This is a genomic window from Dyella sp. (assembly GCF_035503745.1).
Taxonomy (GTDB): Bacteria; Pseudomonadota; Gammaproteobacteria; order Xanthomonadales; family Rhodanobacteraceae; genus Dyella_B.
The window spans coordinates 1-12,085 of sequence record NZ_DATJTC010000031.1; the positions used below are offsets into that span (position 1 = coordinate 1).

The 12,085-nt window shown below is 58.1% G+C and carries 12 protein-coding genes; 8 read left to right on the forward strand and 4 right to left on the reverse strand.

Going from position 1 to position 12,085, the window contains the following annotated elements:
- From VME63_RS12105 to VME63_RS18470, 5 genes are all read left to right on the forward strand, one after another.
- Positions 1–512: bacteriophage T4 gp5 trimerisation domain-containing protein (locus VME63_RS12105; protein WP_325433608.1), on the forward strand; the 512-nt coding region annotated here is incomplete at its 5' end.
- A gap of 23 nt (positions 513–535) precedes the next feature.
- Positions 536–1,225: a hypothetical protein gene (locus VME63_RS12110; RefSeq protein WP_325433609.1), complete on the forward strand. Its 690-nt coding sequence runs from the start codon at positions 536–538 to the stop codon at positions 1,223–1,225.
- Positions 1,222–3,171 carry a hypothetical protein gene (locus VME63_RS12115; protein ID WP_325433610.1) on the forward strand — a complete coding sequence of 650 codons (1,950 nt, stop codon included), beginning with the start codon at positions 1,222–1,224 and terminating at the stop codon, positions 3,169–3,171. Before VME63_RS12110 ends, VME63_RS12115 begins: the two co-directional genes overlap by 4 nt.
- Complete coding sequence (locus VME63_RS12120; RefSeq protein ID WP_325433611.1) at positions 3,171–3,776, forward strand: hypothetical protein; 606 nt, start codon at positions 3,171–3,173, stop codon at positions 3,774–3,776. Before VME63_RS12115 ends, VME63_RS12120 begins: the two co-directional genes overlap by 1 nt.
- 13 nt (positions 3,777–3,789) lie before the next feature.
- Complete coding sequence (locus tag VME63_RS18470; RefSeq protein WP_414648253.1) at positions 3,790–4,044, forward strand: PAAR domain-containing protein; 255 nt, start codon at positions 3,790–3,792, stop codon at positions 4,042–4,044.
- Between the two features lie 152 nt (positions 4,045–4,196).
- On the opposite strand, the gene VME63_RS12125 is transcribed toward VME63_RS18470, so the two are convergent.
- Both VME63_RS12125 and VME63_RS12130 read right to left on the reverse strand, forming a co-directional pair.
- Positions 4,197–4,580 carry a cupin domain-containing protein gene (locus VME63_RS12125; protein ID WP_325433612.1) on the reverse strand — a complete coding sequence of 128 codons (384 nt, stop codon included), beginning with the start codon at positions 4,578–4,580 and terminating at the stop codon, positions 4,197–4,199.
- 314 nt (positions 4,581–4,894) lie between these two features.
- Positions 4,895–6,286, reverse strand: coding sequence for a cytochrome C (locus VME63_RS12130; RefSeq protein ID WP_325433613.1), 1,392 nt, complete (start codon positions 6,284–6,286; stop codon positions 4,895–4,897).
- A gap of 297 nt (positions 6,287–6,583) precedes the next feature.
- On the opposite strand from VME63_RS12130, the gene VME63_RS12135 reads away from it, so the two are divergent.
- Entirely contained in the window at positions 6,584–6,916 is a 333-nt protein-coding gene (locus tag VME63_RS12135) for a high-potential iron-sulfur protein (protein WP_325433614.1), read from the forward strand.
- Between the two features lie 438 nt (positions 6,917–7,354).
- Here VME63_RS12135 and VME63_RS12140 read toward each other — a convergent pair whose 3' ends face one another.
- Together VME63_RS12140 and VME63_RS12145 are read right to left on the reverse strand one after the other, a co-directional pair.
- Complete coding sequence (locus VME63_RS12140) at positions 7,355–7,561, reverse strand: hypothetical protein (RefSeq protein ID WP_325433615.1); 207 nt, start codon at positions 7,559–7,561, stop codon at positions 7,355–7,357.
- A 307-nt stretch (positions 7,562–7,868) separates the two neighbouring features.
- Complete coding sequence (locus VME63_RS12145; RefSeq protein ID WP_325433616.1) at positions 7,869–9,395, reverse strand: ArnT family glycosyltransferase; 1,527 nt, start codon at positions 9,393–9,395, stop codon at positions 7,869–7,871.
- 573 nt (positions 9,396–9,968) lie between these two features.
- On the opposite strand from VME63_RS12145, the gene VME63_RS12150 reads away from it, so the two are divergent.
- Positions 9,969–10,640 (forward strand): response regulator transcription factor, encoded by a 672-nt coding sequence (locus VME63_RS12150; protein WP_325433617.1) that lies wholly within the window; start codon positions 9,969–9,971, stop codon positions 10,638–10,640.
- Positions 10,633–12,084: a sensor histidine kinase gene (locus tag VME63_RS12155; RefSeq protein ID WP_325433618.1), complete on the forward strand. Its 1,452-nt coding sequence runs from the start codon at positions 10,633–10,635 to the stop codon at positions 12,082–12,084. Before VME63_RS12150 ends, VME63_RS12155 begins: the two co-directional genes overlap by 8 nt.
- The last annotated feature ends 1 nt before the right edge of the window (position 12,085 follow it).

The window sequence follows — 12,085 nt, forward strand, 5'->3', positions numbered from 1 at the left end:
AGCACGACGAAACCGTCAGCATCGGCCATGACCGCACGGAGAGTGTGGGTAACGACGAACAGGTGACTATCGGCAAGGACCGCCGACATCAGATTGGCCAGGATGCGGAACTGACCATCGAGCGCAATCACACCATCGCCACCGGCAAGGACCGCATCGAGAACGTGGGCAACCACCGCAAGGACAAGACCACCGCCAATCACCTCATCGACGTCGGCGGGCATGTCGAGCAGACCGTACAAGGTCATCACAAGCTCAGCGCCGGTCAAAGCATCGAACGGCAGACGCAGCGGTATCAGTTGCAGACCGGCGAGCGTGCGGTGATCCGTGGGCCGGGCGGCAGCATCACGCTCGATAGCAGTGGTGTCACGCTGGAAGGTCTCGCTATTCGTTTCAAGGGCCCCATCACGCAAGAGAGCGTTGGCACCGGCCACGCTTTCCATCTCGACGGCCGTCCGCTACCCGGCGTCTCGCCGAACGATCTTTTGTCTCATCTGCCACTTTCCGAATGACCTCCTGACATCAGGACGATGCCATGCCCATCAGCCTTCCCTTTCCGACTTCCGTTAGCTCCGACGACAACAGCACAGGCAACACCCTGGGCGAGGCCACCGGCCAGGGGGCATTTCCACTGAGCCACCAATTTGGCTGGCATGGCGGCATCCACTTGCAGGCACCCGGTGGCACCAGTCCGGAAAAGGTCCGCGCCATCGCAGATGGCACCGTGGTGTTTGCGCGCGCCAGTGACGGTATCCCCGCACACGACACCGATCCTGCCATTGTCGCCGCCCACCCCTTGCTCTACTACAAAGGCTGGACCAGCAACGGTGTGGAGATCCTTCAGCACACCACCGAGATTGGCGAGGGTGTCAACGTCACGTTCTACTCGATCTACCAGCACCTGCATACGCTAGAGTCGCGTGGAGAAAAAGCCCAAGAAAAAGACGCCCACGGCAAGACGCACACCAAAACCCAGCAGCGACCACTCACGAAAGGTGACAAGGTTTACCGCAAAGATGCCATTGGCACAGCCGGCGCCATCTACGGCCAACCCAACCGCATCCATCTGGAAATTGTCGCCGACGAAGCCAACGTGCGCGCGCTCATGGGCCGCAGCACAGGGTCCATAGCCCAGGTGCGCACTACCAGCGTATGGGGTGCACGCATATCCGCGTTCCGGCGGGCACGGCCTACTACGCAAGTAACCCGTACGAGCAAACGGTGACCTACGCCGTCACCGCAAGCGACACGCCAACTAGCCTCGCGGCGCAATTCGCCACCACGCCGCAACGTCTGCGTGATCTCAACGCCACATGCATCGCCGAGCTAAGCAAGCGCTATCCCGACATGCGCGAGGACAGCTGGCTCGACGCCATCACCGGCCTCTACCAGCGTAACCGCAACCTGCCTCCGCCGAATGGCTCCGGCACCATCACGGTACCCGCACTCTGGGGCGAGGGGCGACGTCCTCAGAATGTACCAACTGAACTCTGGGCGATGTGGCAGGTGAAGCCAAAGGGACGCATCGCCGGCGAGCTGATCGTCTCCCTAAACGAGAGCGGCGGCACGATCACGCTCACCACCCGGGATGCCAACGGCGAGGCGCTGGGCACTACCACCGAAAGCAGCTACGACCTGTACGACCGCGCCACGAAACAGTTTCCCGGCTGCCCAAGCGCGGGCTATGAATTGATGCGCTTCGGGCGAGTGCTGGGGCTCGATACCTTGGCTGCCAGCGATCAGTATCGCGGCCGTGTGCCGCATCTGCGCACCATCAAACTCAACGGCAACGAGGTGGTTATCGACCTCAACGTGCCCGGTATCCAAGCGCACAGCGATGCCGACTTCCCCGAATGGCAAGGCTGGACGTTTATCGATGACGACACCGACGGCAACAGTCGGTGTGATTCACAAAAGCTGATCGCGCTGATTCTGGCGCAATTGCCCCCACCGTCCGATCCACGCCAAGCCCAGTCAGATCAGGCTGCACCCGTAGCCGCGCCGCCGACACTCGCGCAACAGCAACGCGATCGACTGCTGCGCGCTTATATCGGCTGCAACGAGCCGGCTGTCCGGGAACGCCTCAGGCGCTGCGTGGTGAAGATGCCCACCGAGTGGGCGCGGGGCGACTTCGATACGCGATGGAGTTGGGTCAAGAGCGCACCGGGCGACGTGCCAGCTAATGTGTTGCTGAGCGTGTACCTTACGCCGGAGGCGTATGAGAAGTTCAAGCGTCATCACTCGGCACTGGCATTTTGGGAGGATGCCGAGGCCGCAGGGCTACCACTAGACAAGGTGCACTATCACTTCCATCCAAAGCTGTTTGTGGAGACGTTGAAGAAGTGCGGATGGTTGAGCGAGAGCGATATAACGCAATTGTTGCCGATGTCGATCCTGCGCAAAGCTAACCATGACTGGTCATCGGAGCCGGTGACGGTCACTAGGCAGGCGCGAGACGTAATCGGCAGCACCCGCGTTGAACTCAACAAGGCTCTGCGTAAATTCGGTATCGCGTCAAGCCCGTTGCGCATGGCCTCATTCTTTGGCAATGCCGTCGAGGAAACCCAATGGTTCGGCAAGCTGTACGAGGGCAACAGTAGTGCCTGGTACTCGCCATGGGATGGTCGCGGCTTTTTGCAGTTGACTGGGCCAGACAACTACATCAGATATTGGCGATTCCGTGGTCGAGCGATTAGTGAATCACTTAAGAATGAGCTGAGCAAAGCTGCTACCAAGGCGCATGCGGAGGGGAAAAATGATGCCTTGCAGAACGGCAAGCACCCCGGGTTGACAGAAGAGATGAGGCAGTGGCGCGACCAAATGGCTGATACACGCTACATGGATAGTGCCGATGGCGCAGGTGCATATTGGGCATGGACGAATGCAGCGCAGTTCGCCGATTTGTCGTCGGCACTCAAGCGAGAAGTTCAGATCGTCGGCGGTGTAGCGCACACCTATTACAGTTGTGAGTCTTTTGGACAAGTTGCCGCCACGGTGAATTTTGGAAGCCCTGTGAAGGACGTGAGGAGCATTGCCAAGGTCAATGGCATCGTGGCGCGGTATCAGGCGTACACGAATGCGTTGGTGGTATTGGGTGACTATCGCGTGTTTCCTCATGCGCAAGGGCACCAGGACGAGATGCCGGAAGGCTACGAGCGGAGGAGGCCGTGATGAAGGCGCATATTGTAATGCTCGCCTTATTAGCTTGTAAGGCAACGCTTGCCTGTGCAAAGCAACCGAGCACCAAGGGAATCCAAGGGCATGAATGGAATTTTGATGGATGCCATTTCAAGATGGCCGATCCCTTCCGGGGGCGAACTTCGGGTCCCGGTGGGGCAGCCTATTTCGCCCAAATCAGCCCCAAAGCTCGTCATCCATTCGAGACATGGATTCAGTTTAGTTGCCAGAATCCAGTAACGCCCGAAATCTACGTGGATCGTGCGGGTATCCGAATGACGGACAAAGGATGGGCGCTTGATCCGTCCCCCGACAACATCGGCCTCAAAGAACAGCACACCACGTTCTACGCCTTACACGGCAAAGGATGGGATGGCGGTGGCGTTACGCAGGACGACATCAATGGCGACGAAAAGCGACGCACGCGCGCCTTCAGCTTCTGCATACCCCACAAGCAGCTAGCACTCTGCGGCTCCATTCAAAACGTGGCTTATTTGATGTGGCTCAAGGAGACCACGTTGCCACAGGTCATCAAGCTGCTGGAGAGCATTGAGTTTGTCGACACCCCGGCTTCGGGTGGCACCGCAGCTAAACCGTAGGGAGGGTACCGTCATGCCTGCTATCGTTCTTGTTGGTCACCGCCACTCCTGTCCCATCCACGGCGATGGCACCGTGACCACTGGCGCCAGCGGTGTCGCTGTCAACGGCCGTGCCGCCGCCTGCGTCGGTGACCACACCAGTTGCGGCGCTGTTATCACCACTGGCTCGCCGTCCACGTTCGGCGGGCAGGGTATTACGTATGTGGGATGTCAGACCAGCCATGGCGGAACACTGGTGGAGGGTGATGACAGCTGGCAACTCGAATAGTCCATTGCCCGGTGGGAAAGCTCTACAAGAAGCCGGGTTATCGCATGTAAACGCGTTCGAAAGCGAGTCTCTAGGACTCATGATCGCTATGGTTACTTGCATATGGCAAACGGCTGCTTGCCGCAACCCAGCGGAAGCCGCCAGGAACGCGTCTAAGCAGACGGCATTTCGATGCTATGTTCGGTAGGCTGGGGCGTGATGGTCATCACCTTGAGTCGGGCGGATCCTTCAAAACGGTGCCAGACACCTACGGGTATAACGATGAGTTCATGCTGGGCGAGGGTGAACCGCTCTTCCTTGGCATTTGTCAGCAGAACGATGGTGGTGGTCCCGTCCAGCACCATGACAACTTCGTCGCCGTTGGGGTGGCGCTCCCATTCGCTGGAGCCGGAGTAGTAGCTTACATACACGGCACCGTCGCGATACGGTGCGACCTCGGCAAATGCTTCGCTGGCGTCATCACCGAACGCCATCTCTGGAGTTCTGTTCGGTAGATGCTTCAATCCGGACAGAGCTTCGACAAGTGATTTCTTCATGAGCGAAGAGCGATCCTTTCTGTGTGAAATGATGACGAGTGCGGATATCCGTCAAGCACACTCCTGGCGAAGGTGTAAATGTAGCATTACTTGTATTCCTGTCATCCGTTCCGGGTGGGGGAAATGCTTTTTTTGTGCCCGTGCCGCCCTTTTAAAGTAGCGATATAACGTGTCCAATAGCTGGTTGGCGACAAACGAGCTTTCGGCTGGCCACGTTGTCCATCCGGTTGTCGGCGGGTTTCATCGAGGGCGAGAAGAGCCGTGGAGTCAAAACTAAGGTCGGTACGTGCTCGTGAAGTAGAAAGAGATCAAGCCTAGAACGCGAGCCACGTATACAGGAAGAGCGTGTTGTTATCCGCAGCAGTTCTACCCATGCCATCGACGTTGTACACCAGCCCGCTGTATCGGGTGTACCACGTATATTGCAGGCCGAAACGGACATTCAAGAACGGCTGCGCCCATGAGTCCGCCTGCCCGAATGGATTCCAATTCAACTCCACCACGCCGCCGTTGGTATTTGGACTCCCGTTATTGCCATAGAGCGTGAGGTCTTTGCTTCCGTCATCCGCAAAAGCGCCGAGCGTTACACCCCATGTGTTTTCGTACCAGTAGCTCGCATTGACATTCAACGCGTGCAGGTTGTCGTGCAAATTTGACGATCCACCCGCCGGATAGGTCGCATCCAGCTGCTGTTGTTCGCTCAGGTAGAGTCCGTTAACCGTAAGAATGTGGTTGCTGCCATTGAGCAGCTGGTAGCTGGTATCGATTCCGTAATCGGTGAATTTGTCGGTCGGGCCGCCGGCGGCAACGACGTTTCCTTGCGCATTGGTCGTTACCAGGCCGCGGGCCGCGTGGAATATGAAGCCGCCCACCTCGACGTTGCCGGTTGGCAGATTCCAGGTATACGCAACGCGCGCGTACGGCGTTGCGCCCGATAGCCGCCCGTTGAAATCGGCATTCACATCGCGCAGGAACGCGGGCGACAATGACCGATACGCACCCGCCTCAAGGTATAGTGCACCGTTGATCTGCGTATATGCATTAAGCCCGACGACTTGCTGCGCAAGTCCACCCATCAGGATCGGCGTGGCCGGCGGCCCTGGCGCGAGGTCAGGCGCCATGTACGGAAACTGCCATGCGGGCGCCGTGTTGAAGACATCCGTGACGCTCGGGTTGTTGTTGAGGGAAAGGCCCCAGATGGCCGGATGCCCATCCACGTTGTAGCTCCGCGCATAGCGAAGATCGCTGTTGTCCCAGCCGAGCAGTCCACCGTTTTGAGAATAAGTAGCCTGCGCCAGCACGCCAAGGTTTTCGGTAATGCGGCCGGCAACAAAGACCGAAGCTTGCTCCAGCTCCGTGTTGTCATTGGTGCCAAAGCCGTTGGCTGGAGGCGATGTTTGTGCCTTTTGGGTCTGTGTGTAGGTTTCCACCAGCATGAGCGACAGGGGCACTTTCGTATCGTTGCCCACTTTCAATGTGTAGCCCAAGAGTTTGAACTGCCGCCCGAAGGGCGTCAGCTGCGGACCAAAACCGCCTATATGGCAGGCCGCGCACGGTTGGTGAGTCTGCCGCGCAAACGCCGGAATGGCGTCCGCGCGGTTCGGAAAGACCAGCAAAAGCACCGCCAGCATGCACACCGCGCAAGCCAGCAGGGCACCAACGCGCCGATGCGGTGTTTCAGCCGTACGCACATATTCGATGATCATCGGACACTCCCATGCGGCTTGCCATGAACTGCCGCGGTAATCGTGAAAGACGTACGGAGGCCTGGTGACGATTGCCATCGACAAGAGGTCGATGCCGCTTTGCATTGGCTTGCATCCCCGGCGGTTACGGGTGAGCTTGCGATGGATCGGTTTGGATGGATTTGATTCAAATCAAGCAGGCGTGAGATCGGGTTCGCTATGGTTGGCGTACGTCGCACGAACGCCAGTGGAAAGGTATTTATACGGCGCAGGTTCGAAAGGACGGCATTTGAGCCACATACCCTTATTGGAGGTCTCATGTCTCACCACAGCGAAAGCAACCCGGGGCGCCGTCGATTCCTGCAGCTGGCCACAGCGGCGGTGGCCGTGGCGGCGACCGCGACGTTGACTCGATTTGCGCACGCCGATGATCAGATGCACGTCACCGACGCAGATCCCACGGCAAAAGCGCTTGGTTATGTGGAAGATGCGACAACGACCAAGAGCGCGCTGTACAAAGCCGGCAGCACCTGCGCAAACTGCCAGTTCTATAGCGGAAGCAAATCCGGTTACGGCCCTTGCCAACTGTTCCCCGGAAAAGTCGTCAACGCCAAGGGATGGTGTACCTCATACACCATCCATAAAGGTTGATGCGGCATGGTTAGGTGTCGCAGTTAAAGACGTCGCGGTTCGCAATGGGCTTTATGAAGCCGCAGCAATCCATGTGTACACCCAGGCCACGGCTCTTCCGGGCCAGCTCCGGGGCAAATTCGCGCGCAGGCCCGTCCGAGAGGCGACGCATACGCAATTCACTTGCTGGCAGCACACCGGGCGTCGCCTGTAGTGCTTTGCGATCAGCGAAGTTCTCGTTTAACTGAGGAGATCGATCCCGCCCTGGAGTGGTTACTGCTGCTTCAGTCCGGGGGGCATAGTCGGTGTTTGCCGGCAGTTCCGCACTGGCCGTTCTTCCAGCGAAATGCTACGCGAGCCGACTACGTCCTATTGAAGTTCGCCGATCGTTATCAAGCGCAGAGGACAGCCATGCTGGCTCAACCTCGATACGTACCAAGGTTGAGCCAGCATTCGTTATCACGCCGATGCGTTTATCAATTGCCCCAGCCTTTGCCCGGATGAATTGACCGTAGATTGAGGTTGAACAGTTGCCGGCGTCGAAGACGCCTTCTTTGAGCTGTCATCAGCGTCGCCATCATGATCCGGTGCGCCTGGAACTTCCGCGCTCTCGGGTTTGCCCGTGGTTTGCGTTGAGAGCGAAGAACCGACGGATGAAATGTTCATAGCAAATCCTCTGGTTGTTGGGTGCTGCCAAATCGTTATCGACTCTTCTATCAACTTCTTTATTTGGCAAGAAGATCCAACGATCCACCAAGTTGAATCTTAGAAGTGGCTTAGTTTGACGTTAACTGGTCGAAAGAAGATTGGTGGACGATAGAAGGCTTTTTGGCTAATTTTATGATGATTCGTACGCAGGTTTGACATCAGTTCTAGGGCAAACGCCGCACAACATGGTGACAAGCTTTTATTGGCGATCCGGCAATGAAATGTTCGTTCGACACGCCAATACTTGTATATATCGAGCCAGTCGTTATGGTTGCACGAGCTCCAACCTACGGCCTCGCCACGATCCATGATTGATAATTGTTCCATCTACGCAGCGACCGATGACCGCATTGATGTCGTTGGGTTTCAAATTTGGCTCGATCACTAGCAGCGACGTGCTCGAAGCGCGTAGGGCGTGGCAAAGCGCACTTTCTCCTTTCGACGCCAGCCACGGTATCCCATACACGGGCTTGCCCATGTAGAGCCGAAGTCCCCACGGAACATCTTCCTCGACGGCATAGTCCACGCCAGTTTCTTGCACGAAGATGATGGTCTCGTATGCGCGCGGATTGGCGATGGCGTCAAGTTGCCGCGCCATCAGGCGATTATCCTTGGCCGAATGGATGAAATAGGCCGTGCCAGCCTTCACCCCGATCAGGCCGAGCAGCCATAACGCAAGCATCGCAGCTTGAGGTGGGCTACGCAAATTCAGCCGGTCGCGCAGTGCCCATGCACCTAGTAGCGATAGTGGTAGAAAAAGCGGCAATAGATAGAGTGGGAGTCGGGACTGGGCGAGGCAGAACACTACGAAGGGTATCGAGAACCACATCGTGAGGAACCGCACGAGGCCACGGGAAGACGGAAGGGCGCTGTCCATGGCGCTGGATGCCCAGGCACTGGAATGCCGCATCAACAGTGGCCACCAGGGCAACGCGCCGAGGACGAGCGTAGGAAGGTAGGCTACCGCCCAGCCGAATAACCCGGGGTTGCGGTGCTGTACCGAAGTGAATATGCGCTGATACAACTCCTGATGCAGGAAGTAGTGCAAGAGACCTGCATAGCGCACGACCGCCACGGCGTACCAGGAAAGCCCTATCAGCAAAAACAGCAGGATGCCGGGTAGGGTGAAGTAGGGCTTCAGTCCGCGCCAACCGTCCCGTTGAACGAGAAACGGAATGATTGCCAGAAGCGGAAGCAGGCCCGGTGGACCCTTGGTAAGGAAGGCGGCTCCCAAGCCTAGCCAAAACAAAAGCACGTACCGCTTGAGGATGCGAGCGTCCGCAGCGAATGCGGCACTAATGAAGCCCCACATGGCAACGCCTTCGCACAGAGTCAGGAAGGCATCCGTGCTGACAACGTTGCTCGCCAACAGCGGGAACGCAGCGCAGCCGTAGATCAACCCTGGCAACCATGGCCTATCCGGCAACAGCACGCGCCCAACGCCGTACAGCGTCAGCAAGGTCAATACAAAAGCGATGGCATAGGGGATGCGCGCCGCCCAGGTGGTTCGGCCAAACACCTTGAAGGATGCAGCCAGAATCCAATACGTGGTGGGAGGTTTTGAAAAGTTGACCTCATCGGGACTGTAAGCAGGTGCGATGTAATTGCCGGAGTCGATCATCTCCAGGGCCGCATCGACGTAACGTCCCTCATCAGGACTCCACAGTCCGCGTGTACCTTGAAATGAGAAACCAAGAAGAAGACCCAATAAAATCAGGCCGAAAAGCCCTGGCCACGTTGAGTGTTTCGCCTGGTGTGCGACGTTGTCCGCGGCTGCGGAATCGTTCGGCATGAAATGTTCCGGAAGAATGTTACGGCGAGCGCGTATGTGTAGAAAGGCGCCATGGCGTGCGCGGCCGCATCAGAGCGCTATATCCGGGCATCAGCACAGCTGACGTGCGGGACAGTCCACTGGCATGCGTAGTCCCCTCGTCATTACGCGGTGCGGCAGCTGCGGAGTCGAATGACCGTCTTGGGCATAGCAACGCATCAGGCCGTCGGACGGGTATAAAGTGCACATGGATCGCGCCCTGCGCTTCGCCAGGATATGTCCGGCTTACGTAGGGCTTTCGGCATGCGCATTGTTAGTTTGGGGCTTGAATCTTTGGGGTAGCTGAGTTGAGCGTTACGTGCGCGTTATGGCGCGCGTCGGTGCGAACGCGCGCGATGATGTTTGGAGTGGAGTACGCCTCCGGTTGTATCGACGAGGCTGATAAATATTGAGGTAAATGGTGTCCAGCCGGGCTTCACCAGGCTCTTCTCGCGCGGAAACGGAGGGCACTTACCCTGCCGCGCATTGTCCTAATGTTTCGCGATATTGTGCTTGCCGGCTCTGCCGAAATCGTCCGTTTCATGGAGCAACGCCTTGAACGTCCTCCTCGTTGAAGATTCAACCCGGTTGCGCGACTCCCTCGGTCGCGGTTTGTCCGGAGCAGGCTTTACGGTGGATGCCGTCGCCAACGGCGTTCTCGCATGCCAGCACCTGGACACCTATGAATACGAGTTGATTGTGCTGGATCTGGGTCTGCCGGGCGTGGATGGCATGGGCGTGCTTCGTCACCTTCAAGGGCGTCAGGTACGTCCGCGCGTGCTGGTGCTGTCGGCGCGCGACCAGGTATCCGATCGCGTCGAGGCGCTCAACCGCGGTGCCGACGATTACATGGTCAAGCCATTCGCCTTCGACGAAATACTGGCACGCCTGCATGCGTTGTCGCGCCGTTCGAAGGATGCGCAATCCTTGCAGCTTACCCTCGGATCGCTCGCTCTGGATCCGGTTGCCCGTACCATCCATGTGCATGGGGAACCTTTGGCGCTTACGCCACGCGAGTTCTCGCTGCTCGAGCTGCTACTGAGGCATCGCGGCAGGGCGTTTTCCAAAAGCCAGATCCTTGACCGGTTGTCGGGTACGGAGTCCAGCGCATCGGATCGAAGCGTGGAGGTGCTGGTATTTGGATTACGCAAGAAGCTGGAGCAGTCGGGCGTCAAAGACCTGGTGCAGAATCGGCGTGGGTTTGGTTACCTGATAGCCAATGCCTGACGCCGGAGATGGTTTACTTATCGCCCGCGACATGATGAAGAAAGCTGCATCGCTGCACCTTCGCATTACCGTGCTTCTGATCGCGGCGATACTGTTGACGCTGGGTACTGCCACTATGGTCATCGACTTCCGCGTCGATGATGAGGTCGCGCAACGGGCTGACAACAATCTGCTGGAAAGAGCGCAGGCCTTGGCAGACGTTTTCGCCGCGCGGCACAATGGATCGTCCACGCCACTGGATGCATTTAAAATGCCGTCGTTTCTATCCGACGACGGCGTGGTGTATTACCGCATCGGCTGCGACGGTCAGCAAGTAGCTTCTTCTAGCGTGGCTAACACGCTGGCGTGGCCTGCGCCCTCCGCGGATAAGAAAGTAATGTTTGCGGATATGGCCGACCGTAACGGCGTCGAGCTTCGGGCCGTAACGCTTCGTTTCTCAAGCGGCATGCCAGCTACTGGCTATGCGGGCGACCTCAAGCATGCGGCTCCTCACAACGCTTATGGCGCGGATACGGCGTGCGCGCTCGGTCTGGCGGTCGATCGCCGTGAAGTGTTGGACTTTCAGGAGTCCATGGACCGCATCGAATTCGGGTGCGTGATTCTCGGTTTCCTGGTGGTGGCCGTGCTAACGCCGATACTCGTAACGCGGGGTCTTCGTCCGCTGATCGGCCTGGCAGACGCGATGGACAGTATTGGCCCTGAAAGTCCCGGCGTCCGTCTTGGCGATGCTCACGTGCGGGAGCTGTCGCCGCTGGTCACCCGCTTCAACGAAGTCCTTTCGCGTATGGAGGAAGGGCTGATGCGCGAGCGGCAGTTCGCGAGTGGGGTAGCTCATGAGCTGCGAACGCCGCTGACCGAATTGCGCACGGCGATTGAAGTGGAGCTGCGCTACCCAAGTGGAAAGGATCTGCGTGCGTTGCTCGCGGACATAGGCGATATCGGCAAGGAAATGCAGAGCATCGTCGCCGCACTACTGATGCTGACACGGATCGAAGCCGGGCTGGAAGTGGCCCAGGTGGAGCGCATCGACATGGTTGTCCTCACGAAGAGACTGGTTGACAGGTACGGGGCGCGTATACGGGAGCGCAATCTCAGCGTGCGCGAGGAGATTTCTTCCGAGGTGATCTGGCATGCTGATGCCGCCTTACTGGATGTCGCGCTTTCCAATCTGCTTAGCAATGCCGTGGCCTATGCGCCGACGGGAAGCCAGATTCTGCTTCGTTGCGTGGCGAACAATTGGTCTGTCGTGAACGAGGCGCCCAACTTGACCGCCGAGGATGTCAAGTTGATGCGGCAGCGTTTCTGGCGGAAAGGGCGCGACGCCGGCGTCCATACCGGTCTTGGGCTGGTGCTGGCCGATGCAGCGCTCAACGCGCTATCCATGAAGCTCCATATGATGGTGGAGAGCGGAAGCTTTCATGCTTCCATTTCACCGCCTGTCTAGG